At 61.6% G+C, this 23,984-nt stretch carries 22 protein-coding genes; 9 read left to right on the top strand and 13 right to left on the bottom strand.

The window, feature by feature from the left end:
* Positions 1-76: 76 nt before the first annotated feature.
* A complete protein-coding gene (locus AC3ISR_RS26835) occupies positions 77-823 on the top strand; it encodes an NRDE family protein (RefSeq protein ID WP_463983651.1) in 747 nt (248 codons plus the stop codon).
* A gap of 99 nt (positions 824-922) precedes the next feature.
* On the opposite strand, the gene ptsP is transcribed toward AC3ISR_RS26835, so the two are convergent.
* Together ptsP and AC3ISR_RS26845 are read right to left on the bottom strand one after the other, a co-directional pair.
* Positions 923-3,202, bottom strand: a complete 2,280-nt coding sequence (ptsP, locus tag AC3ISR_RS26840) for a phosphoenolpyruvate--protein phosphotransferase (RefSeq protein WP_463983652.1) — start codon at positions 3,200-3,202, stop codon at positions 923-925.
* Between the two features lie 22 nt (positions 3,203-3,224).
* Complete coding sequence (locus AC3ISR_RS26845) at positions 3,225-3,704, bottom strand: RNA pyrophosphohydrolase (RefSeq protein WP_003176750.1); 480 nt, start codon at positions 3,702-3,704, stop codon at positions 3,225-3,227.
* Between the two features lie 143 nt (positions 3,705-3,847).
* On the opposite strand from AC3ISR_RS26845, the gene AC3ISR_RS26850 reads away from it, so the two are divergent.
* Positions 3,848-4,504, top strand: a complete 657-nt coding sequence (locus AC3ISR_RS26850) for a histidinol-phosphatase (protein ID WP_192297880.1) — start codon at positions 3,848-3,850, stop codon at positions 4,502-4,504.
* A 113-nt stretch (positions 4,505-4,617) separates the two neighbouring features.
* Here AC3ISR_RS26850 and AC3ISR_RS26855 read toward each other — a convergent pair whose 3' ends face one another.
* Positions 4,618-5,031 carry a DUF2269 family protein gene (locus tag AC3ISR_RS26855; RefSeq protein WP_226454593.1) on the bottom strand — a complete coding sequence of 138 codons (414 nt, stop codon included), beginning with the start codon at positions 5,029-5,031 and terminating at the stop codon, positions 4,618-4,620.
* Positions 5,032-5,072: 41 nt separating this feature from the next.
* On the bottom strand, positions 5,073-6,587 hold the full coding sequence (ilvA, locus tag AC3ISR_RS26860) for a threonine ammonia-lyase, biosynthetic (RefSeq protein WP_463983653.1): 1,515 nt from the start codon (positions 6,585-6,587) through the stop codon (positions 5,073-5,075).
* A 139-nt stretch (positions 6,588-6,726) separates the two neighbouring features.
* On the opposite strand from ilvA, the gene rpiA reads away from it, so the two are divergent.
* Positions 6,727-7,398: a ribose-5-phosphate isomerase RpiA gene (gene rpiA / locus AC3ISR_RS26865; RefSeq protein ID WP_017736692.1), complete on the top strand. Its 672-nt coding sequence runs from the start codon at positions 6,727-6,729 to the stop codon at positions 7,396-7,398.
* A gap of 280 nt (positions 7,399-7,678) precedes the next feature.
* On the top strand, positions 7,679-9,625 hold the full coding sequence (locus tag AC3ISR_RS26870) for an autotransporter domain-containing protein (RefSeq protein WP_463983654.1): 1,947 nt from the start codon (positions 7,679-7,681) through the stop codon (positions 9,623-9,625).
* Here AC3ISR_RS26870 and AC3ISR_RS26875 read toward each other — a convergent pair whose 3' ends face one another.
* The 4 genes from AC3ISR_RS26875 to AC3ISR_RS26890 form a co-directional block, all read right to left on the bottom strand.
* Positions 9,626-10,534, bottom strand: coding sequence for an SdiA-regulated domain-containing protein (locus AC3ISR_RS26875; RefSeq protein WP_192297884.1), 909 nt, complete (start codon positions 10,532-10,534; stop codon positions 9,626-9,628). It abuts the gene before it with no gap.
* A 120-nt stretch (positions 10,535-10,654) separates the two neighbouring features.
* On the bottom strand, positions 10,655-11,581 hold the full coding sequence (locus AC3ISR_RS26880; protein WP_463983655.1) for an SdiA-regulated domain-containing protein: 927 nt from the start codon (positions 11,579-11,581) through the stop codon (positions 10,655-10,657).
* A 267-nt stretch (positions 11,582-11,848) separates the two neighbouring features.
* Entirely contained in the window at positions 11,849-12,514 is a 666-nt protein-coding gene (locus AC3ISR_RS26885; RefSeq protein WP_192297886.1) for a fumarylacetoacetate hydrolase family protein, read from the bottom strand.
* Between the two features lie 22 nt (positions 12,515-12,536).
* Positions 12,537-13,931: an FAD-binding oxidoreductase gene (locus AC3ISR_RS26890; RefSeq protein ID WP_192297887.1), complete on the bottom strand. Its 1,395-nt coding sequence runs from the start codon at positions 13,929-13,931 to the stop codon at positions 12,537-12,539.
* A 204-nt stretch (positions 13,932-14,135) separates the two neighbouring features.
* Between AC3ISR_RS26890 and serA the strand changes: the two genes are divergently transcribed.
* Positions 14,136-15,365 (top strand): phosphoglycerate dehydrogenase, encoded by a 1,230-nt coding sequence (gene serA / locus AC3ISR_RS26895; RefSeq protein ID WP_192297888.1) that lies wholly within the window; start codon positions 14,136-14,138, stop codon positions 15,363-15,365.
* Positions 15,366-15,492: 127 nt separating this feature from the next.
* Here the strand turns inward: serA and AC3ISR_RS26900 are convergent, their stop codons facing one another.
* Positions 15,493-15,933, bottom strand: a complete 441-nt coding sequence (locus AC3ISR_RS26900) for a DUF4399 domain-containing protein (RefSeq protein WP_192297889.1) — start codon at positions 15,931-15,933, stop codon at positions 15,493-15,495.
* Positions 15,934-16,068: 135 nt separating this feature from the next.
* Between AC3ISR_RS26900 and AC3ISR_RS26905 the strand changes: the two genes are divergently transcribed.
* Positions 16,069-16,560: a transporter substrate-binding domain-containing protein gene (locus tag AC3ISR_RS26905; RefSeq protein ID WP_463983656.1), complete on the top strand. Its 492-nt coding sequence runs from the start codon at positions 16,069-16,071 to the stop codon at positions 16,558-16,560.
* 41 nt (positions 16,561-16,601) lie between these two features.
* Here the strand turns inward: AC3ISR_RS26905 and AC3ISR_RS26910 are convergent, their stop codons facing one another.
* Complete coding sequence (locus AC3ISR_RS26910; RefSeq protein WP_192297891.1) at positions 16,602-17,096, bottom strand: 2-thiouracil desulfurase family protein; 495 nt, start codon at positions 17,094-17,096, stop codon at positions 16,602-16,604.
* A 2-nt stretch (positions 17,097-17,098) separates the two neighbouring features.
* Positions 17,099-17,731 (bottom strand): 2OG-Fe(II) oxygenase, encoded by a 633-nt coding sequence (locus tag AC3ISR_RS26915; RefSeq protein ID WP_463983710.1) that lies wholly within the window; start codon positions 17,729-17,731, stop codon positions 17,099-17,101.
* A gap of 132 nt (positions 17,732-17,863) precedes the next feature.
* Here AC3ISR_RS26915 and AC3ISR_RS26920 point away from each other — a divergent pair, with 132 nt between their 5' ends.
* The gene (locus AC3ISR_RS26920; protein WP_192297892.1) at positions 17,864-18,616 is read left to right on the top strand and encodes a DUF2059 domain-containing protein; all 753 of its coding nucleotides are present in this window, start codon (positions 17,864-17,866) and stop codon (positions 18,614-18,616) included.
* Positions 18,617-18,736: 120 nt separating this feature from the next.
* Here the strand turns inward: AC3ISR_RS26920 and bipL are convergent, their stop codons facing one another.
* Entirely contained in the window at positions 18,737-19,660 is a 924-nt protein-coding gene (gene bipL / locus AC3ISR_RS26925; RefSeq protein WP_463983657.1) for a phospholipase BipL, read from the bottom strand.
* Between the two features lie 99 nt (positions 19,661-19,759).
* On the opposite strand from bipL, the gene AC3ISR_RS26930 reads away from it, so the two are divergent.
* Together AC3ISR_RS26930 and AC3ISR_RS26935 are read left to right on the top strand one after the other, a co-directional pair.
* On the top strand, positions 19,760-20,335 hold the full coding sequence (locus AC3ISR_RS26930) for a DUF6436 domain-containing protein (protein ID WP_192297893.1): 576 nt from the start codon (positions 19,760-19,762) through the stop codon (positions 20,333-20,335).
* Between the two features lie 30 nt (positions 20,336-20,365).
* Positions 20,366-22,720 (top strand): penicillin acylase family protein, encoded by a 2,355-nt coding sequence (locus tag AC3ISR_RS26935; RefSeq protein WP_489324518.1) that lies wholly within the window; start codon positions 20,366-20,368, stop codon positions 22,718-22,720.
* Between the two features lie 144 nt (positions 22,721-22,864).
* Here AC3ISR_RS26935 and AC3ISR_RS26940 read toward each other — a convergent pair whose 3' ends face one another.
* Complete coding sequence (locus tag AC3ISR_RS26940; protein WP_192297895.1) at positions 22,865-23,830, bottom strand: GlxA family transcriptional regulator; 966 nt, start codon at positions 23,828-23,830, stop codon at positions 22,865-22,867.
* Positions 23,831-23,984: the final 154 nt, after the last annotated feature.

The following is a 23,984-nucleotide window of genomic DNA, read 5'->3' on the forward strand; positions in this document are numbered from 1 at the left end:
TGCGACCCAACTGGAGACGATGGAACGCCCGCGCTTGAGTGCGTAGAGTGGCAAAAAACACAAAAGGGATCGCCTGATGTGCCTGATTGTCTTCGCCTGGCGGCCGGGCCATGCCCAGCCACTGATCGTCGCGGCCAACCGTGATGAGTTCTATGCCCGCCCCAGCCTGCCGCTGGCCCAGTGGCCGGATGCACCCGAGGTCTACGCCGGCCGCGATCAAGAAGCCGGCGGCACCTGGCTGGGCGTGAATGCCGACGGGCGGTTTGCCGCCCTGACCAATATCCGCGATCCGCACCAGCCACCGGCGCGCAAGTCCCGCGGGGAACTGGTGGCGCGCTTTCTCAATGGAAACCTGCCGATTGACGACTACTTGGCCGACGTTAACGGTCGTTCGATCGAATATGCCGGGTTTAACCTGCTGCTGGGCACACGGGAGGAGTTGTGGCACTACAACGCCAATCACACCCAGCCGACGCGGTTGCAGGCCGGGGTGTATGGGTTATCCAACGCTGGGCTGGATACGCCGTGGCCCAAGTTGCTCAAGGCCAAGGCGGCGCTGAGTGCGGTGCTGGATGACCCGCAACCCGAGGCGTTGCTGGGGCTTTTGAGTGATCCACAGACAGCGCCGTTTGCAGACTTGCCCGATACCGGCGTGGGGTTGGCGACGGAGAGTCTGTTATCCAGCGTGTTTATTGCCAGCCCCAGTTATGGGACGCGGGCGAGTACGGCGTTGATTGTGAATGCCGACGGGACTCGGCGGATGGTGGAGCGTAGTTTTGGGCCCCATGGTGGGCGGCTGGGTGAGGTAGAACTGCTGATTTAGCGGTGCCTGAGCGACCGCTATCGCGGGCAAGCCCGGCTCCCACAGGGGAATGCATTCCAAATGTGGGAGCTGGCTTGCCGGCGATGACGCCGACGCGGTCTAGAGAGTCTTGGCCGAAGCCGGATTGATCATCCGCGTCAGCCCCAGATTCTTCAGCGCCAACTGCAGCGAACTGTGGATAACTTGCGGGTTGTCGATGGTCATCAATTCCGCCAGCAGCTCCTTGGCCATGCCCAGGTCCACCTGGCGCAGCATCCACTTCACCTTTGGCAGGTTGGTGGCGTTCATCGACAGGCTGTCAAAGCCCATCGCCATCAACAGCACTGCCGCCGCCGGGTCACCGGCCATTTCGCCGCAGATACTCACCGGCTTGCCTTCGGCATGGGCGTCGCGCACCACATGTTGCAGGGCTTGCAGCACCGCCGGGTGCAGGTAGTCGTAGAGGTCGGCCACCCGTGGGTTGTTACGGTCCACGGCCAGCAGGTATTGGGTCAGGTCGTTGGAACCCACCGACAGGAAGTCCACCTGCCGCGCCAGTTCCTTGGCCTGGTACACCGCCGCCGGGATTTCGATCATCACGCCAATCGGCGGCATCGGTACGTCGGCGCCTTCGTCGCGCACTTCGCCCCAGGCACGGTGGATCAGGTGCAGCGCCTCTTCCAGCTCATGGGTGCCGGAGATCATCGGCAACAGGATGCGCAGGTTGTTCAGGCCTTCGCTGGCCTTGAGCATGGCGCGGGTCTGGACGAGGAAAATTTCAGGATGGTCGAGCGTGACACGAATCCCGCGCCAGCCGAGGAAGGGGTTGTCTTCCTTGATCGGGAAATACGACAGTGACTTGTCGCCGCCAATGTCCAGGCTGCGCATGGTCACCGGCAACGGGTGGAAGGCCTGCAATTGCTCGCGATAGATCGCCAGCTGCTCCTTCTCGCTCGGGAAACGCTGGTTGATCATGAACGGCACTTCGGTGCGGTACAGCCCCACCCCTTCGGCGCCACGCTGTTGCGCACGAGCCACATCGGCCAGCAGGCCAGTGTTGACCAGCAGCGGCACGCGATGGCCGTCGGTGGTCACGCACGGCAGTTCGCGCAAGGAATCGAGGCCCAGCGCCAGTTGTTTCTCTTCTTCAACCACCTCGGCGTATTGCTTGCGCAGCACTTCGCCGGGGTTGGTGAACACCTCGCCGCGATGGCCATCGACAATCATGTCGATGCCGTCGACCTTGGAATACGGCAGGTCCACCAGGCCCATCACCGTCGGGATGCCCATGGCCCGGGCCAGGATCGCGACGTGGGAGTTGCCCGAACCGAGTACCGAGACCAGGCCCACCAGCTTGCCTTCCGGCACTTCGCCCAGTTGGGTCGCGGTCAGTTCTTCACTGACCAGGATGGTCTTGTCGGGGAAGACCATATTAGTGGTGCGATCTTCCTGCAGGTACGCCAGCAAACGACGACCGAGGTCGCGTACATCCGAGGCGCGCTCGCGCAGGTAGTCGTCGTCCATCATTTCGAAACGGTTGACGTGATCGGTGACCACCTGGCGCAGCGCGCCCTGGGCCCACTGGCCGGTCTTGATCACGGTCTTGACTTCGTTACCCAGGGACGCGTCGTCGAGCATCATCTGGTACACGTCGAACAGCGCACGCTCTTCGGGGCGCAGCTGGGTGGCCAGCTTGTTCGACAGGTTGCGCATGTCGGCGCGCACGCCTTCGAGGGCGGTCTTGAACAGTTTGATTTCAGCGTCAATGTCGTTGACGGTCTTGTCCGGCACTACATCCAGGTCCGCCGGCGGCAGCATGACCACCGCCGTACCGACCGCCGCGCCCGGCGAACCCGGCACGCCGACGAACTTGGCTTCCTGGATGCCCTTGCCCTCACGGCCCAGGCCGCGAATCGAGCCAGTGGCCTCGGCGTGGGCGATAACCCCGGCGAGCTGCGCGCTCATGGTCACGAGGAAGGCTTCTTCACCTTCGTCGAACTGGCGGCGTTCTTTTTGCTGGATGACCAACACGCCGACGACGCGGCGGTGGTGAATGATCGGCGCGCCGAGGAACGAGGCGTAGCGCTCCTCGCCGGTTTCGGCAAAGTAGCGGTAACGCGGGTGATCAGCCGCGTTTTCGAGGTTCAGGGGTTCTTCACGCGTCCCCACCAGGCCCACCAGACCTTCATTGGGCGCCATGCTGACCTTACCGATGGAGCGCTTGTTCAAGCCCTCGGTGGCCATCAGCACAAAACGGTTGGTCTCGGGGTCCAGCAGGTAAACCGAGCAGACCTGGCTGCCCATGGCTTCCTTGACGCGCAACACAATAATCCCCAACGCCGCCTTGAGATCCTTGGCGGAGTTAACTTCCTGGACGATCTTGCGCAGCGTATTGAGCATGGCTCGGGGTCGAACTCCGTCGTCAGTCGCGCGCTAAAAGGCGCGGGGCAAGCTCTTTGAGAGCGCGACGATAAACCTCGCGCTTGAATGTCACCACCTGGCCCAACGGATACCAATAGCTGACCCAACGCCAGCCATCGAACTCCGGTTTACCGGTCAAATCCATCCGCACCCGCTGCTCGTTGGAGATCAGGCGCAGGAGAAACCATTTCTGCTTCTGGCCGATACACAGCGGTTGGCTGTGGGTACGCACCAGGCGTTGCGGCAAACGATAACGCAACCAGCCACGGGTACAGGCCAGAATCTGCACATCTTCGCGCTCAAGGCCGACTTCTTCGTTCAACTCACGGTACAAGGCGTCTTCAGGGGTTTCGTCGGGGTTGATTCCACCTTGAGGAAACTGCCAGGCATCTTGGTTGATTCGGCGAGCCCATAGCACCTGTCCGGCATCATTCGTAAGAATAATCCCGACATTAGGACGGAAACCATCGGGGTCGATCACGGCAACAACCTCGCAAACGCATGTCGCCGCATTGTTCCACAAAGGTTGTTGCAGCGGCAACGAGGCTTCTTAGCTTATGTGCACTCTTGTGAAAAGACCGTATTCTGGACGCCTTTTTACAGACATTTCAGCGAGTAACTGCAATGCGCCTGGCTTTATTCGACTTGGACAACACCCTTCTCGGCGGCGACAGCGATCACGCCTGGGGCGATTACCTCTGTGAACGCGGGATTCTCGACCCGATCGCCTACAAGGCCCGCAACGACGAGTTCTACCAGGATTACCTGGCCGGCAAGCTGGACAACGCCGCCTACCTGAACTTCAGCCTGGAAATCCTCGGCCGTACCGAGATGGCCCAACTCGACGAGTGGCACCGCGATTTCATGCGCGACTGCGTCGAGCCACTGATGCTGCCCAGCGCCGTGGAACTGCTGGCCAAGCACCGCGCCGCCGGCGACACACTGGTGATCATCACCGCCACCAACCGTTTCGTCACCGCGCCGATTGCCGCACGCCTGGGCGTGGAAACCCTGATTGCCACCGAATGCGAGATGGAAGATGGCCGCTACACCGGGCGCAGCACTGACGTGCCGTGCTTCCGGGAAGGCAAGGTGACGCGCTTGAATCGGTGGCTGGAAGAAACCGGATTCAGCCTGGAAGGCAGCTATTTCTATAGCGATTCGATGAATGACCTGCCGTTGCTGGAGCAAGTGACGCACGCGGTGGCGGTGGATCCGGACCCAAATTTGCGGGCTGAGGCCGAAAAGCGTGGCTGGCCGGTGATTACATTGCGCAGCTGATGGCCTCTTCGCGAGCAAGCCCGCTCCCACATTTTGACCGTATTCTCATGTTGGAACTCGGTCGAGTGTGGGAGCGGGCTTGCTCGCGAATGCAGGCGACTCGATCTTGCGCCTTAAACCGGCTTAGCGCCCATGAGCCCCGCAATCGCCACGAACCCCACCAGGCTGACCACCGCCAGCACCAGGGTGAAATTCAGGCTGCCGCCCTCGCCTTTACGCAGGCGATTAAGCCGCGCCACCAGCCAGAACCAGGCCAGCGCCGCTACGGTATAGAGGATGCTGGAGCCCAGGATCCAGGTCTGCCCCAGCGGCCAGCCGACCAAATGCACCAGCCACCAGCCGGTGAACGGCATGCTGACCACGCAGATCCCCATCAGCAACCAGACGAAGGCCCACGGCCGCTGCACGGTAACCGCCGGGCCGGCACTGCGTTTGCGCCAGGCCAACAGCGCCAGGCCGAGGCCGCTGAGCAGCAGCAACACGGTGGCCGCGATGTGGATAACTTTCAGGGTGATCAGGGTTTGCATATCTCGAATCTCTCAAAGGCCGCCCCAATCAGCGTAGTCGCTCAACCGAGGAACAGTTTGTAGGCCGGGTTATCGCTTTCATCCCAGTACGGGTAGCCGATGGCTTCCAGGGCTGCCGGTACCAGGTGACGCTCGTTCGCCGGCACTTGCAGGCCTGCGACCACACGGCCGTCAGCTGCGCCGTGGTTGCGATAGTGGAACATCGAGATGTTCCAGCGCCCGCCTAATTTGTTAAGAAAGTTGAACAAGGCTCCCGGGCGCTCCGGGAATTCGAAGCGAAACACCACTTCATTGCTGACGTGCGCCGCATGCCCGCCGACCATATGGCGGATGTGCAACTTGGCCAGTTCGTTCTCGGTCAGGTCCAGCACCGGGAAACCCTGGCCGGTAAGGCTGGCGATCAAGGCACTGCGCGGGTCGTTTTCCGGGTGGGTCTGCACACCGACAAAGATGTGCGCCTCGCTGCCAGAGTGGAAGCGGTAGTTGAATTCAGTGATCTGGCGCTTGCCCACGGCCTCGCAGAACGCCTTGAAGCTGCCCGGCTTCTCGGGGATGGTCACGGCGATAATCGCTTCGCGGCCTTCGCCCAGCTCGGCGCGCTCGGCTACGTGGCGCAGGCGGTCGAAGTTGACGTTGGCACCGGAGTCGATGGCCACCAGGGTTTGCCCGGTGACGCCACGGGTCTCGACGTACTTCTTGATGCCCGCCACACCCAGCGCGCCTGCCGGCTCGGTGATGGAACGGGTGTCGTCGTAGATATCCTTGATCGCCGCACAGATTTCATCGGTGCTCACGGTGATCACTTCATCCACATAGTCCTTGCAGATGTCGAAGGTGTGCTGGCCGATCTGCGCCACCGCCACGCCATCGGCAAATAGCCCGACGGTCGGCAGTACCACGCGCTCACCTGCGGCCAGCGCGGCTTGCAGGCAGTTGGAGTCGTCCGGCTCAACGCCGATGACCTTGATGTCCGGCCGCAGGTATTTCACGTACGCCGCGATACCGGCGATCAGCCCGCCGCCGCCCACGGGTACGAAGATCGCGTCCAACGGCCCCGGGTGCTGGCGCAGGATTTCCATCGCCACGGTGCCCTGCCCGGCAATGGTGTGCGGATCATCGTAGGGGTGAATGTAGACGTAGCCCTTTTCGTCGACCAGTTTCAGCGAGTAGGCCAGGGCTTCCGGGAAGGAATCACCGTGCAACACCACCTTGCCACCACGGGAGCGCACACCTTCAACCTTGATCTCGGGGGTGGTCTTGGGCATCACGATGGTGGCCTTGACCCCCAGCACCTTGGCGGCCAGGGCAAGGCCCTGGGCATGGTTGCCCGCCGAGGCCGTGACCACACCGCGGGCACGCTCTTCGCCGCTCAATTGGGTCAGCTTGTTGTAGGCGCCGCGAATCTTGAACGAGAACACCGGCTGCAAGTCTTCACGCTTGAGCCAGACCTTGTTGCCCAGCCGCTCGGAGAGCTGGCGGGCGGTCTGCAGCGGGGTTTCTACGGCAACGTCGTAGACGCGCGAGGTGAGGATCTTTTTGACGTACTGTTCAAGCATCGGCGGGCATCTACTTTCACGGTTTGGCAGGGCCAAGGAGTCTAACCCGGCTTTTGGCCGGGCGACCACACGAATCCAGAGGTTTTGTTGGGTTATACTCGCGCCCCTCGATAACTCCCCCGCCCGTTCCGGAGCCCGCATGACCCAGGATCAACTCAAACAGGCAGTGGCCCAGGCCGCTGTCGATTTAATCCTTCCCAAACTCGACGACAAGAGCATCGTCGGTGTCGGCACCGGCTCCACCGCCAACTGCTTTATCGATGCGCTGGCCCAGCACAAGGGCGCATTCGACGGCGCCGTGGCCAGCTCCGAAGCCACCGCTGCACGCCTCAAGGGCCATGGCATTCCGGTGTACGAGCTCAACACCGTGAGCGACCTGGAGTTCTACGTCGACGGCGCCGATGAAAGCGACGCGCACCTGAACCTGATCAAAGGCGGCGGCGCAGCCCTGACCCGCGAGAAGATCGTCGCGGCCGTGGCCAAGACCTTCATCTGCATCGCCGACGCCAGCAAGCTGGTACCGGTGCTCGGCGCGTTCCCGCTGCCGGTGGAAGTGATCCCGATGGCCCGCAGCCACGTGGCCCGCGAGCTGGTAAAACTGGGCGGCGACCCGGTTTACCGTGAGGGCGTGTTGACCGATAACGGCAACATCATCCTGGATGTGTTCAATATGCAGATCACCAACCCGGTGGAGCTGGAAACCCAGATCAATGCCATCGTCGGCGTGGTCACCAATGGTTTGTTCGCTGCGCGCCCGGCTGATGTACTGCTGCTGGGCACCGCTGAAGGTGTGAAAACCCTCAAGGCCTAAGGCTTACTGCCTCGCTTTATGTGGGAGCCAGCTCCCACATTTGATCCCCTCGCTCAAAGCACCCATGTAACAAAAACGCTACTTTTCGCCGCCCCCCTCGCCAAAATCGTGCGCCACGTCACGACACTCAACACCGCCACTGGTATCAAATCCGTTACAAATTACAGCCAGGCGACTCGCCCGTTTAACAATGCGCCAAATCACAATCGCCCAGGGAATGAGGCGCACATTGTGCAAAGGGTCTCGGCTTGAACATCCCCATCACCTCAAGGAAGACCTTGTGATAAAGCCCCTAGCCCTTGCTATCAGCGCGGCCTGCGCCCTGCTGCCGACCCACCTCCTGGCCTACGACTACGGCGAGCACGCCAACACCACCCTGGAAAAACTGATCAACGACTACCCCGGCCGTTATCGCGGCACGGCCAACTTCGCCGGGGCCGCCGATTGGATGCAGAGCCAGATGGGCACGGCCTACAGCATCAGTCGCCAGGACTTCACCTGGAACAGCGGCAGTCGCGCGTCGCAAAACGTGGTGGCCTACGCCGCCGGCACCAAACCGCAGTACGTGGTGATTGGCGCACACTTCGACACCTTCTTCGGCCGCCCGACCCTGCAAGGCCTGGACGACAATGGCTCCGGCGCCAGCGTGCTGACGGAAGTGGCGAAGAACCTTGGCGGCCTGCAACTGGAAAACGGCTTGCAGATCGTCGGCTTTGGCGCCGAAGAGGAAGGCCTGCGCGGTTCGCGGGCGTTTGTCGCGTCGCTGAGCGCCAGCCAGCGCGCGAACATGCTGGCGATGATCAACCTCGACAGCCTGATCACCGGCGACATGATGTACGCCCACGCCGGCCAGAACAGCACCGCCAACCCGGCCTTGGCGTCGTTGCGCGAGCACACCTTTGAGATCGCCAAGGAATTGAACATCCCGCTGTTCACCAACCCCGGCCTGGACCCGCAATACCCCAAAGGCACCGGCTGCTGCAGCGATGGCGAGCCCTTCGAGCCGCTGAACATCCCGATTCTGTATATAGAAGCCACCAACTGGGAACTGGGCGACCTCGACGGTTACACCCAGACCGACAACCCGAAGATCCCCGGTGGCTCGACCTGGCACGACCCCGCCGAAGACAACAAGGCCGTGCTCACTGACGCCTTCGGCCAGGCGCGCATCGATCAACGCCTGCGCGACTATTCGCGCCTGCTCAGCCGCCTCGTGCTGGAGTTGACCAACGCCGACCTGATGGCCTCCACCGCCTCGGGCGGCGCCGTTGCACGCAATATGCAAGACAACCTGCAACGCCAGCACCAGGCCATGGTGCGCCTGCATGACCGGCGCTGGCTGACCTTGCAGTCGGCCAGCCGCGAGGTTGGCAGCTTTGATGGCGAGATCGGCGTGGACGGCGAATACAACCCGGACAGCGGCTTCGATACTGCCCCCAACCCCGAAGCGCGACGCGTGGGCCTGCATGCGCTGGGCGACTATCAACTGACCCCGAGCCTGAACATCGGCGCCAGCCTAAGCTACCTCAACGGCCGTGACACGCTTGAGCACCGTGGCAAACTCGACAGCGACACTTGGCAAGCCGCGGCCTATGCGCTGCTCAACGATGGCGGGCCGAGCTGGCTGGCCGGCGACCTGAGCATCGGCCACAGCCGCTTCGAGTCCAAGCGCAACCTGCTGATCCAGGCGAATGGCGGGCCGATCCTGCTCAACCAGCAATTGACCGGCAACACCGACGCCCTGACCCTGGGCGCGCGCGTGCTGGGTGGCTATGACTTTGACTTCGGCGCCATCAAGAGCGGGCCTTTTGCAGGCCTGGACTACAGCCACTCGCGTATCGATAAATTCCGCGAAAAGCAGGACCTACGCACGGCCCTGACCTACGAGGAACAGTCTTTCGACTCCCTGGAAGCCAGCCTCGGCTGGCGCGTGCGAGGCGCTGTCGCCCTGCCCTACGGCCTCAACCTGCTGCCTTACGGCGACATCGCTTGGGTCAAGGAGATGGCTGACGGCCGCCTGGACGACCTGCAACTGACCGCCCGCGCCGACGGCCAGGCGCGCACCGCCAAGCTGGGCTCAGCGGACAAGAGCTTTGGTCGCGCGCAAGTCGGCAGCCAATTGGCGATCACCCCGCAGTTGGGAGTATTTGCCGAGGTCAACGGCCGCCTGGGCCACAGCGAAGGCAGCCAGACCGGCTACTCGCTGGGGGTGCAATGGATGTTCTGATCAGGGCTTCTTGAACACGTAGAACAGGTTGGGCTCACTGGTCAGGTACAACGTACCGTCATCGTCCATGGCGATCCCTTCGGCCTGAGGCACGCGTTTTTTCAGGCCATGGCGCCCGTTGAGCAGCGACAAACTGCTCAACGGGCGACCGTCGACATCCAGCTCCAACACCAGAAACGACTCATCCGACAGCGCCAGCAAATGGCCGCTGCGCTCATCGTATTGCAGGCTCGACAGGTCACGCACAAACAGCCCGGCATCGCGCTTGGGGTTGTTGATCACATGCACCGAGTAGGTTTTTTCCGGCTTGAAATGGGGAAAGCCGTGAATCTCGTAGATCAGCATCGGGTCGCGCTCCTTGGCCACGAACAGACGCTTGCCCAGCGAGTCATAGGCCAGCCCTTCAAAGCCCTTGTTGCCACCCATGTGCAGGCCCAGGACCATTTGCTCGGCGTCGGCGGCATCGAGAAACTGCGTGTCGTCATCCACATGCACCTTGATCAGCCGCTGCTGGCGCTCGTCGCTGATGACGTAGATGCTCTCGCTGATGAATTCCACCGCCTCGGCATCCCCAAACCCCACCAGGGGGATGCGCCGCAGGATCTTGCCTTCCAGCGACAGTTCGATCAGCTCGGGGTTTCTATTGGTGACGGTAAACAGGCTCTTGCGCACCGGGTCGTAAGTCAGGGCCGACACATCACTGTCCAGGCCTTCGATGACCTGGGCCTCAAGGGTCACACGGTAATCGGCCAGGCCGATGGAATGCTCATTGGCCGGCTGGCGCCACGCCAGGAAGTTGAACCAGCCACGCTCGAACAGGCGAAATTCTTGCGCAACCACTGCAGCGCTGATCAGGGCGATCAGCGCAAGTAGCAGGAGGATGGGTGTGGGGCGGACAAGTCGGCGCATCGGGCGGGCTCAAAGTCAAAGGTGGCGCATGAATATCACGCCCGTCTGAATTTAAACTTAAACGCGCCCTGGTGTCTGGCGGATGCCGTTCTTAGAGAACTATCCGACGTAACCGAGGTGTTATTTGTGCTTTTCGAAGCGATAGAACAGGTTCGGCTCGCTGACCATGTACAGGTTGCCGTCCTCGTCCATGGTCACCCCTTCCGCACGTGGAATGGTGTCCTTGAGCCCATTGAAACCGCCGAGCAGGGTCATGAAGCTGACTTGCTCGCCCTTTTCATCCAGCTCCAGCAGCAGGTGGGAATCGGCCGAAAGCACCAGCCAGTGACCGGTGCGTGGGTCCACGGCCAGGGCCGAGAGGTTGCGCATGTCCAATTCGGTGCTGCTCAGTTTTTGCTTGTCGCCAGCCAAGGTCTGGCTGCCGTCGCTTTTCCAGGTGAACAGCGCAGGCGGGCGTTCTTCGCCAAGGATGAGCTGCTGGTTGCGCTTGTCCCAGGTGACGCCCTCAAAGGCTTTGTTCTGGTTCTTCGACGGGCCCAGGTCGTAGCTGTGGAAGTCGGCCTTGTTCAGTTGGGTCGTGCCGGCGTCGACCTTGACGATGGTCAAGGTGTGGTCACGCTCGTCGACCACGGCCAACAGGTCGTTTTCCAGCACCGTCACGCCTTCCGGGTTGCTCCAGCCGTTGAGTGGCATCTTGCGCAGCACATCGCCTTGCAGGGTCAGCTCAACCAGGAACGGGTTTTTGCCCATGACGGAAAACAGGGTTTTGGTGCGGGGGTTGTAGGAGACGTCCGAAGCCTCATCCTTCTCCATGCCTGGCAAAACTTTGCCATCGATCACCACCTGATAATCCGGCAGCCACACGCTCTGCTGGCGTTCGGCAGGGTTTTCGAAGCGTTCCTTGACCCACAGCATGCCGCGATCATCCCAGTGCATCGCCCAGGCGAGGCCATAGGTAATCACGCCGACCAATAGCAGCCAGGAATACCAGCGCAGGGCAAAACGCGAACGCGGCTTGGAGGTACTGCTGGGCAGGGTAACGGCCATGGGGGCGCTTTTTCCGGAAAGTCAGCGTTAGGTGATAGCACAGGATCTAGAAGCCCGCGCGCAAGACGCTGAGGATTATCCGGATGGCGTGTGAAAAAAATGCAAAGAGCTGGATTTTGCGGGCACACACAAAACCAATGTGGGAGCGGGCTTGCTCGCGAAAGCGGTGTGTCAGTCAAAGATGTTCCAACTGAACCACCGTATTCGCGAGCAAGCCCGCTCCCACACAAGCCCGCTCCCCCATGTTTAATCGCGTTTCGCCAGTACCTAGCGAACCACGCTTTCGAAGCGATTCACACCCGACAACTCCAGCACCAGCTCATCGCCCACATTCAGCGGGCCCACGCCGGCCGGGGTGCCGGTGAGGATCACGTCGCCAGCCTGCAGCGAGAAGCAGCCCGCCATGTACTGGATCATCGGCACGATCGGGTTGAGCATGATCGCGCTGTTGCCGTCCTGGCGCACTTCGCCATTGATGGTCAGGCGGATGCCGATGTCGGCCAGGTCAGGGAAGGTGCTGCTCACCACGAACGGCGCGATCACTGCCGCGCCGTCGAAGGACTTGGCGATTTCCCACGGCAGGCCCTTGGCTTTCAGCTCGGCCTGCTTGTCGCGCAGGGTCAGGTCCAGCGCCGGGGCGAAACCAGAGATCGCGTCCAGTACTTCTTCGCGGCTGGGCTTGGTCGACAGTGGTTTGCCGATCAACACTGCGATTTCCGCTTCGTAGTGCACCGAACCGCGCTCGGTAGGGATGGCAAAACCCCCTTCCAACGCGACCACGCAGCTGCCTGGCTTGATGAACAGCAACGGCTCGGTTGGCACCGGATTATCCAGTTCCTTGGCATGTTCGGCGTAGTTACGCCCAATGCACACCACTTTCCCTACCGGAAAGTGGATGTTGGTGCCGTCGACATACTTGTGCTGGTAGCTCATGGAACGACTCCTTCAGGGCCGATTAAACAGCGAAGATCTTGCCAGGGTTCATGATCCCGTTCGGGTCGAACACCGCTTTGACGGCTTTCATGTATTCGATCTCGACTGGCGAACGGCTGTAGGTCAGGTAATCGCGCTTGGTCATGCCCACACCGTGTTCGGCGGAGATCGAACCGTTGTACTTCTCGACGGTTTCGAACACCCACTTGTTAACAGTGGCGCACTTGGCGAAGAACTCATCCTTGCTCAGGTTTTCCGGCTTGAGGATGTTCAGGTGCAGGTTGCCGTCGCCGATGTGGCCGAACCAGACGATTTCGAAGTCCGGGTAGTGTTCGCCGACGATCGCGTCGATTTCCTTCAAGAACGCCGGCACTTTCGACACGGTTACCGAGATGTCGTTCTTGTACGGAGTCCAGTGGGAAATGGTCTCGGAGATGTACTCGCGCAGTTTCCACAGGTTGTGCAGTTGGGTTTCGCTCTGGCTCATCACGCCGTCCAGCACCCAGCCCTGCTCCACACAGTGTTCGAAGGTTTCCAGCGCGTGGTTGGCAACTTCTTCGGTGGTCGCTTCGAATTCCAGCAGCGCGTAGAACGGGCACTCGGTTTCGAACGGTGCCGGCACGTCGCCACGGCCGAGGACTTTGGCCAAGGCTTTGTCGGAGAAGAACTCAAAGGCTGTCAGGTCGAGCTTGCTTTGGAACGCGTGCAGCACCGGCATGATCGAGTCGAAATCAGTCGTGCCCAACACCATGGCGGTGAGGTTTTTCGGCGCACGGTCCAGGCGCATGGTGGCTTCGACCACAAAGCCCAACGTACCTTCGGCGCCGATGAACAGCTGGCGCATGTCGTAGCCGGTGGCGTTCTTGATCAGGTCGCGGTTCAGCTCCAGTACGTCGCCCTTGCCGGTGACGACCTTCATGCCGGCCACCCAGTTGCGGGTCATGCCGTAGCGAATCACCTTGATCCCGCCGGCATTGGTGCCGATATTGCCGCCAATCTGGCTGGAACCGGAGGATGCGAAGTCCACCGGGTAGTACAGGCCGTTTTCTTCGGCAACGTTCTGCAGTTGTTTGGTGACCACGCCCGGCTGGCACACGGCGGTGCGGTCGGTGAGGTTCACGTCGAGGATCTGGTTCATATAGTCGAAGGACACGACCACTTCACCATTCGCCGCCACGGCAGCGGCCGACAGGCCGGTACGACCACCGGATGGCACCAGCGCGACCTTATGGTTATTGGCCCAACGCACGATGGCCTGGACCTGCTCGATGGTCTTGGGGAAGACGATGGCGGTCGGCGCGGGTGCGAAGTGCTTGGTCCAATCCTTGCCGTAAGCCTCCAGGGAGTCTGCATCGGTCAGCACTTTGCCAGGCTCAACCAGGGTCTTTAGCTCATCAATCAGGGCAGGATGGGTCATCGACAGAACTCTCGAACAATTCATGGTCATCCTGAGAACGCTTCACGTCGCAGGAATGAGTGTTTGCGGGGCGCGTATGCTAGCATACCGCCCCCGCAGGACAGAGCCCAAGGGCGTTTCTGCGGTGACGGCTTTCCTGCCGTCCGGGTCAGCTTAAGCGATCCGATTCCCTGCCATTTTTCTCCGGGATACAGGTTTACGCAGATGAGCAAGACTTCTCTCGATAAGAGCAAGATCAAGTTCCTTCTTCTGGAAGGCGTCCACCCATCGGCTGTCGACGTTCTGAAAGCCGCCGGGTACACCAGCATTGAGTACATCACCAGTTCTCTGCCGGAAGCCCAGCTCAAGGAAAAGATCGCCGACGCGCACTTCATCGGCATTCGCTCCCGCACTCAGCTGACCGAAGAAATCTTCGATCACGCCAAGAAACTCGTGGCGGTCGGCTGTTTCTGCATCGGCACCAACCAGGTCGACCTCAACGCAGCGCGCGAGCGCGGCATCGCAGTGTTCAACGCACCGTACTCCAACACCCGTTCCGTGGCGGAGCTGGTGCTGGCCGAGGCGATCCTGCTGTTGCGCGGCATTCCTGAGAAGAACGCTTCCTGCCACCGTGGCGGCTGGATCAAAAGCGCAGCCAACTCCTTCGAAATCCGCGGCAAGAAGCTGGGCATCATCGGTTACGGCTCGATCGGTACTCAACTGTCGGTCCTGGCCGAAGGCCTGGGCATGCAGGTGTTCTTCTACGACACCCTGACCAAGCTGCCATTGGGCAACGCCACCCAAGTGGCCAGCCTGACCGAACTGCTGGGCATGTCCGACATCGTGACCCTGCACGTTCCGGAAACCGCTGAGACCCAGTGGATGATCGGCGAGAAGGAAATCCGCGCCATCAAGAAAGGCGGCATCCTGATCAACGCTGCACGCGGCACCGTGGTCGAGCTGGACGCCCTGGCCGACGCGATCAAGGACAAGCACCTGATCGGCGCCGCCATCGACGTGTTCCCGGTGGAGCCACGCTCCAACGACGACATCTTCGAAAGCCCGCTGCGCGGCCTGGACAACGTGATCCTGACCCCGCACATCGGCGGTTCCACTGCCGAAGCCCAAGCCAACATCGGCCTGGAAGTGTCGGAGAAGCTGGTCAAGTACAGCGACAACGGTACGTCGGTATCCTCGGTGAACTTCCCGGAAGTGGCCCTGCCGGCTCACCCTGGCAAGCACCGTCTGCTGCACATCCACCAGAACATCCCTGGCGTGATGATGGAGATCAACAAGGTCTTCGCGGAAAACGGCATCAACATCTCCGGTCAGTTCCTGCAGACCAACGAAAAGGTTGGCTACGTGGTGATCGACGTCGACGCCGAGTACTCGGACCTGGCGCAAGAGAAACTGCAGCACATTAATGGGACCATCCGAAGCCGAGTGCTTTTCTAAAGCGGTGGTCGTGGTCGGCTACAAGCTACAAGTTTTAAGCGGCAAGCTAAAAGCTGTTCCTTGCAGCTTATAGCTTGAAGCTTGCAGCAATAAAAAAACGGGAACCCCGCCAGGGGCTCCCGTTTTTTTATTTCACATTAACCGTGATCACTTTCGAGGCTACAGTGGGCTCGAACTGGCGGTGTACGTTGTCGCCGGCCACCAGTTGCAGCGTGTGTTTGCCCGGGGTCAGGGTCAGTTCGGTTTCGGTTTGTGCCTTGCCGAAGTGGATCGAGGTGGCATCGGCTGGAATGGCTTCGTCGGCTTTGAGCGACTGCACGTCCCGGTCGACCAACAGGTGATGGTGGCCGGCGCCTTGCACTTGCTTGTCGATCGGCTCCAGGTCCAGGCCCTTGACGCCGAATTTGACGGTGAAGGTCTTGTCGACCGTCGCGCCGTCTTTGGGCGAGACGATAAACACCTCGGCACCCTTCGGTGCAGGGGTACGAGGCACATCGGCGGCATTGGCCAACATCGAGGCACCCAGCAACAGGCTGGCAATCGTTGCACGGGACAAAAGGGCTTTCATTCGCTTCTCCAGTTTTTCCAGGAAATCTGTAGGGTTATGACAACTTCGCGACAAATTGCTGTCCAAGGCACTCAACACCATAGCAAAGCGATGCTGAACGGCGCCTCGCACATAAAAAATTCTCTAGGAGTGACCATGCGCTTTTCGCCTGGCCTGTTACTTTTGCTGCCCCTCATGAGCCCCTTGGCTCACGCCGAACTGGTCGATGATGTGTTTGACCGTGGCGAACTGCGCATCGCCCTTGAAGCCAACACCCCGCCGTTCAACTTCAAGGAAGGCGACAAACTCACCGGTTTTGAAGTGGAACTCGGCGAACAACTGGCCAAGGAGATGGACGTGCGCCCTTCGTTTATCACCACCGACGACGCCGATTTACTGCCAGGCGTGGAAACCGGCAAGTACGACGTGGCCATCAACCATATCGCTATGACTGCCGCCTTGCAGGATCGGTTCGATTTCAGTGAGGCGTATCGCGAGAAGCCTGAGCTGGCGATCCCGTTCCAGAAGGGCAACCCGGCGTTCAAGGCAAGTTTGGATGGCGCGTTGCAGCGGGTGAAGGCGGATGGGCGGTTGAAAGCGTTGGCGCAGAAGTGGCTTGAGACCGAGCCCGCCCCCAAAGCCGAGTGATTTTTAAATGTGGGAGCTGGCTTGCCTGCTCCCACATTGAACTACACATTTTCTGAGAGATGGGCCAAGGCCACCGCCGCCTCGGGCAGCTCCAGCTCACTGAATACCTGCACCCCATGCTGTCTGAGCAGCGCTGTCGTCACGCCTTCTCCGCTGACTTTCACGCCACTAAACGTACCGTCATACGTCAGCAAATTCCCACAAGACGGGCTATTGGCCTTGAGCACGGCGATACGAATGCCATGCCGCTGCACCAACGCCAACGCCTGGCGAGCACCGTCGAGGAAGGCTTCGCTGAAATCTTCACCCTCGGCCGTCAGCACCTGCGCACGTCCTTCCCACACATCCACGCCCTGACCACCGGGAATCTCTGCGGGCGGGCGCGGCGTCGGCAAGCCACCGGAGACTTCCGGGCAGATCGCCACCACCCGCCCTTCAGCCTGCCACGCCGCCAATTGATCGAACGGCCCACTGGCGCCACCGTCGTAGCGCACCTTGTGCCCGAGCAAACAGCGGCTGATCAGAATTTTTTCCATGCTTAAAACGGCTCGTTGCCGCGCCGGCGAAACCAGCCGGTCAAGGACAGGCGCTCGCGCGTGGCGGGTAGCACTTCATGGGGCACTTCGACAGACAGGAACACCACCAGGCTCCCCCCCGCAGGGTCCACGTCGTATTCGACACCGTCCTTGAGGTACATGCGCAACTGGCCGCCCTGCTCGGACAGCCAGGCCTCGTTCAAGTAGATCACCGCCGAGACCGTGCGCCGGTCATCGTCGCGAAAGCGGTCGAGGTGCTTGAGGTAAAACGCCCCCGGCGGGTACATCGCGAAGTGGCTTTCGAAGTCTTCCAGGCCAAGGAACAGGCTGCGGTTCATCGCCAGACGCAGGCTGTCCATCAACGCCATGTAGGTATCGCAGACGGGCGAGTCACCCTCCTCCAGCCACTGGATATGGTCACCACGGATACCCTCACGGACCTCCTGGGTCGGACCACGTCCTACGGCCGCCGGTGCCAATTCACCTTCAGCCGCACGTTTACGGCACTCAGCCGCCAGTTCCAGGGTCAGAGCCTGGGGCACGAAGCCGTCCTGCCGCGACCAGCCCTTTTCAGCCAGGTCGTCGACAATACGTTGCAACAGCGGGTGATCGAGGGGTATTTGCATGGCGCGCATAGTATCCATACGCCTGTGAATCCGACAGAGCCGCCGAGCATCTGAATACACTTTAGTCAGGCGACTGATAGGACTTCTCGACAAATCCTACGCCCGACACGGACAATAGTGGCCGACTGACAGGAGTCCCTAATGCGTCGTTTGTTTTTATCCTTGCTGATGTTCTGCGTAATGCCCGCCTGGGCAGACGGCCATGACCAGTTGTACAAGGTCGCCGGCTGGGCCGAACAACGTGCGCATTTCAATGACGCCCTCAGTGCCGCCCAGCAACGCTACCGCAACAGCCTGCCGCCGGCGGTTTACCAAGCGCTGGTAGACAACAGCAATAAACGCTTCGCCGCCCAGGCCATGGACCAGCGTGCCGAGGCGCAGTTGCGCAAGAATTTGGCGGACCCGGCACCCGCGCTGGCGTTCTTCCAGTCGCCCTTGGGCCGCAAAATCGTGGCCGCCGAGTTGCTGGCCACGCGCCGCGACCAGTTGGCGAAAAATGCCCAGGGCTTGCCGAAAATCGAAGCCGACGCCACTCGCAGCCTGATCATCGGTCACCTGGCGCAAGCACTGCCCGCCCGTGAAGCGGGCGCGGAAGTCAGCCTGGCGATTGCCGGGGTGGCTGCCGACAGCTTGAGCCAGATGATTCCCGGGCTGCTTGGCGGTGGCCAGGCCCAGGGCATGTTGAATGGGCAGCGCGAACGGCTGATGCAGCAGATTGGCAATGATCTGAACAATACGTTGCTGTACGTCTATCGGGATTTGTCCGACCCGGAGCTGGAAGAATTCGCCACGTTTGCCGAATCACCAGAGGGTAAGGCGTATTACCAGGCGGCGCTGGCGGCGATTCGCGCAGGGCTTGCTGTGGGCCAAAGCACTTCAAGCCTGACGCAGTAATCAGTGTGGAATGGGCTTATGTGGGAGCGGGCTTGCTCGCGAATGCGGCGGCTCAGTCAAAACATCTGTGACTGACACACCGTATTCGCGAGCAAGCCCGCTCCCACATTTTGAACGGTGTTACTTCAGTTGGTCCGTGAGGAAACTGAAGTACTCCTGGCGAATCTCCGCAATCTCATTCGCCAAGTGATGCCTGCCCCGCGCCAGCATCAATATCTCCGGCTGATCGAACTTGCCCCGCAGCACCTGCAAATTGTGCCGCCAGTCCACCGTCATATCTTCCTCGCCCTGCACAATCACCGGCCGTCGCGAGCTACGCGGGGCGGCTTCGATGCGCTTGATCCAGCGGGCCAACGCACCCACCCACGCTGTCGGCAGTTGCCGTGGTTGCAGCGGGTCGGCTTCGAGGAACGGCCTGAATGCCGGGTCGTTGGTGTTATCGCTGAACCGCCGCGCAATGCCTTTGACGAACGGCCGCAGCAGGTAATAACTGACCTGCGACCAGCCCCACGAACGCGGTCGCACCAATGGCGACAACAGGAACGTCTTACCCTGGGCCGGGCTGTCGGCGCCATGGTTGAGCAAGTGATCCACCACCACCGCACCGCCGGTGCTTTGCCCGAACAGGTGCCACGGCTGCGGCAATTGCAGCGTCAGGGCCTCGGCAAATAGCGCCTGCAGCACCTGCTGGTACACCGCAAAATCATCAATGCTCGCCCGCTCGCCGCTGGACAGGCCGTGGCCCGGCAAATCGCAGGCAATCACCACAAAGCCCTGCTCCAATGCCCACTTCACCACGTGGCGATACAGCCCCATGTGGTCGTAGAAGCCGTGATACATGAACATCGTCGCCACAGGCTGGGCTGGCCACCACACTTGCGCAACAACCTCGAACCCGGCCACCTCGAAACGCCCCAGGCGACTGACGGCCTGATCAAGCCCGTAGAAACGCTGGTAGACCCGCGCCTCGGCGCTGAGCGGTTGCGCGTCCACCAGGGGCCGCAAGCTTTCGCGCAGATGATCGGGGTCAAAGGTGACGGGCATAAAGGCTTCCAGACTGGCGGCGCAGATGAATATCGAGCTGCGATATTCATCTGTCAGGACAAGCATGGCAAGCTACGCGACCTTCGAGGATACATCTGAATGCGACCGTCCTACCGTTCCGCCCTGTTCGCCAGCCTGCTCCTGGTCATCTGCGCCGGTGTGCTGTGGGCGGCGTATGACTGGTTCCAGGGCCGCTATCTGCGCGCTTTCAGCGAACACACGGCGGTGTTTTCCGGCGATCCGTTGACACTGCCTGCCGACCTCGCCGGCCCCGGCCCGATCCGCCTGGTGCATTTCTGGGACCCGGCATGCCCGTGCAACGTCGGCAACCAGCAACACCTGGGCGAGCTGATCGAGCGCTACGCGCCCCAGGGCGTCGAGTTCTACGCCCTGCAAAAACCCGGCAGCCACGGCCAACTACCGGAAAACCTGCGCCAGATGAAAATCCTCAACGCCCTGCCCGGCGCCGACCAGGTGCCCGCCAGCCCCGCCGTGGGCATCTGGGATCGCAGCGGCAAGCTCGCGTATTTCGGGCCCTACAGCGAAGGGCTGACGTGCAACTCCAGCAACAGTTTTATCGAGCCGATCCTCATGGCACTGCAGAGCGGACGCGAAGTGAATGCCACGCACACCCTGGCGGTGGGCTGCTATTGTTCGTGGCCTAAGGATCAGTAGTCCGTCCCCCATTCTTGCCAAGGAAAGTTCATGAAGCGCGTCTTGCAGGTTCTCGCGGTTCTGCTGGTGTTGGTCGCCCTCGGCGCAGGCCTGTACATCTACAGCAAGCAACCGACCCGCCAAGGCACGGTGATGCTGAGCAACCTGCAAGGCTCGGTCACGGTGCGCTACGACGACCGTGGCGTGCCGCATATCCGCGCCGAAAACGAGACCGATCTGTACCGCGCCCTGGGCTATGTCCATGCCCAGGACCGGCTGTTCCAGATGGAAATCATGCGCCGCCTGGCCCGCGGCGAGCTGGCCGAAGTGCTCGGACCCAAGGTGCTGGAGACCGACAAGCTGTTCCGCAGCCTGCGCATTCGCGAGCGTGCCACCACCTATGTGGCGCAGTTGGACCATGAGTCCGCGCACTGGAAAGCCCTGCAAGCCTATCTGGACGGCATCAATCAGTATCAGGACAGCCACGCCAGCCCGGTGGAGTTCGACGTGCTGGGCATCCCCAAGCGCGCGTTTACCGCCGAGGACACCATCAGCGTCGCCGGGTACATGGCCTACAGCTTTGCCGCCGCGTTTCGTACCGAACCTTTGCTGACTTACGTACGCGACCAGCTGGGCAGCGACTACCTGAAAGTCTTCGACCTCGACTGGCAACCCAAGGGTGCCCTCAACCTCGCCGCCAGCGATTGGCAAACCCTCGGCGCCCTTGCGTCCCTGAGCGAGCAGGCACTGGCCGACAACGGCTTGCCGCAATTCGAAGGCAGCAACGCCTGGGCCATCAGCGGCAACCGTACCAAGAGCGGCAAGCCGTTGCTGGCGGGCGACCCGCATATCCGCTTCTCGGTGCCGTCGGTGTGGTACGAGGCGCAGCTGTCGGCGCCGGGCTTTGAGCTGTATGGCTATCACAACGCGCTGGTGCCGGTGGCGTTCCTGGGGCACAACCTGGACTTCGGCTGGAGCCTGACCATGTTCCAGAATGATGACCTCGACCTGATCGCCGAGAAGGTCAACCCGGACAACCCCAACCAGGTCTGGTACCACGACCAATGGGTCGACATGACCCAGACCGAGCAACAAATCAAGGTCAAGGGCCAGGCGCCGGTCAGCCTCATCCTGCGCCAATCGCCCCACGGGCCGATCATCAATGACGTGCTCGGGGAAAATGCCGGCAAGACGCCGATTGCCATGTGGTGGGCATTCCTCGACACGCAGAACCCGATCCTCGAAGGTTTCTACCAGCTCAACCGTGCCGACACCCTGGCCAAGGCCCGCGCGGCGGCGGCCAAGGTGTCGGCGCCGGGTTTGAACATCGTCTGGGCCAATGCCAAGGGCGATATTGGCTGGTGGGCCTCGGCCCAACTGCCGATCCGCCCGGCCGGGGTCAACGCCGGGTTTATCCTCGACGGCAGCACAGCCCAGGCTGACAAGCTGGGCTTCTACCCCTTCAGCGCCAACCCCCAGGAAGAAAACCCGGCACGCGGTTACGTGGTGTCGGCCAATGCCCAGCCGGTCTCGCCCACCGGCATGGAGATCCCGGGCTATTACAACCTCGCTGATCGCGGCCAGCAGTTGAATGCGCAATTGAGCGACAAGAGCGTGAAATGGGACGTGAACAACAGCCAGGCCCTGCAACTGGGCACCGCCACCGCCTTCGGCCCGCGCCTGCTGGCGCCGCTATTGCCGGTGCTGCGCGAGGTGGTCAAGGACCCGGCGCAGTTGCCACTGCTGGAGCAACTGGCCAGCTGGAAAGGCGACTACCCGCTGGACTCCACCAGCGCCACGCTGTTCAACCAGTTCCTGTTCAACCTCGCCGACGCGGCGTTCCACCCCAAGCTCGGCGACGGCATGTTCAAGACCCTGCTCGGCACCCGTGTGATCGACGCCGCGCTGCCGCGTCTGGCCGCATCGGCGGATTCACCCTGGTGGAATGGCCAGCGTGCCGAGACCGTCAAGCGCGCCTGGGACAACAGCCTCGCGCACCTCAAGGCCACCTTGGGCGATGACCCGAGCCAGTGGCAATGGGGCAAGGCCCACACCCTGACCCACGGCCATCCGCTGGGTCTGCAGAAGCCGTTGGACAGCGTGTTCAACGTCGGCCCATTCCCGGCGCCGGGCACCCATGAAGTGCCGAACAACCAGTCCGCCGCTATCGGCCCGGCGCCATGGCCGGTGACCTATGGCCCGTCGACCCGGCGCCTGATCGACTTCGCCGACGTGGCTCACGCCCTGACCATCAACCCGGTGGGACAAAGCGGGGTGCCGTTTGATCGGCATTATGGGGATCAGGCGGAAACGTATATCGAGGGAGGCTACGAGCAGGCGCACTTCAGCGATGAGGAAGTCACGGCCAATACCCGTGGCACGTTGAAACTGCTGCCAGCCCGATAACGGCTTGGAATCCGGTCAAAATGTGGGAGCGGGCTTGCTCGCGAATACGGTGTGTCAGTTACAGATGTTTCTACTGATCCACCGCATTCGCGAGCAAGCCCGCTCCCACAAAAGCCCGCTCCCACAGTTGGTCCGAGTACTGCTTTAGACCGGCGCGGCAAAGTTGAGCCGGAACTGTTGCGGCGTCACCCCAAGCCTGCGATTGAACACACTGCGCATATGCTGGGCATCACGAAACCCGCACTGATAGGCCACCGTCTTGAGCGGCGTGTGCGTGCTTTCGAGCATCACCCGCGCCGCATCCACCCTTGCCCGCTCGACAAACTCCGCCGGGGTGATCCGCGCTTCACGGGCAAACACCCGGGAGAAGTTGCGCGCACTCATATTGGCCGCCTTGGCCAGGTCGACGATGCCCAGGTCACCAGTCAGGTTGGCCAGCACGTAGAGCTGCACCAACGCCACCGCCGAGGTGGTTTCGGCGTGGGGCGTCAGGAACGGACTGAACTGCGACTGCCCGCCCGCTCGCTGGGTGAACACCACCAATCGCTTGGCCACGCTCAGCGCGACTTCCGGGCCGTGGTCCTGGGCCAGCAAATACAGCGACAAGTCGATGCCCGCCGTAACCCCGGCCGAGGTGTAGAGATTGCCGTCCTGCACGTAGAGACGGTCGGCTTCGACCCTGGCCGACGGGCACAGGCGCGCCAGGTCGGCGGCGTCATTCCAGTGGGTGGTGACGGTTTTGCCCTCCAGCAGCCCGGCGCGAGCCAGCATGAACGCGCCGTTGCAGATCGAACCGAAGCGCTGGGCACGGGCGGCGGCGGCGCGCAGCCAGGCGTCGAACCCGGCGCCGAAATCTTCGAAAGGCAACCGTGGGCCGCCGGCGACCAGCAAGAGGTCATAGGGCTCAAGGGCTTCGCTGTAATGCCGATGGGCCTGCAATGACAAGCCATTGGAGGCGGTCATGTTGCCGTGGCCGAGGCCGATGACGTCCAACTGGTAGTGGTCCTGGGTTGGCAGGAAGCGGTTGGCCTCGCAGAACACGTCCATCGGACCGCTCACGTCCAGTGACTGGACGCCGGGGAAGATCAGGATGGCGACGGTTTTGCTCATGAACAGGCACACCTTCTCTAACTGGATAAACACAGCCCCCCTGTGGGAGCTGACTTGCCTGCGATGCAGACACCTCGGTGCAGCAGGTATACCGAGGTGATGCTATCGCAGGCAAGCCAGCTCCCACATTGGACTGTGTACACCCTTGGCATGA

It is taken from the genome of Pseudomonas sp. GL_117, assembly GCF_057835125.1.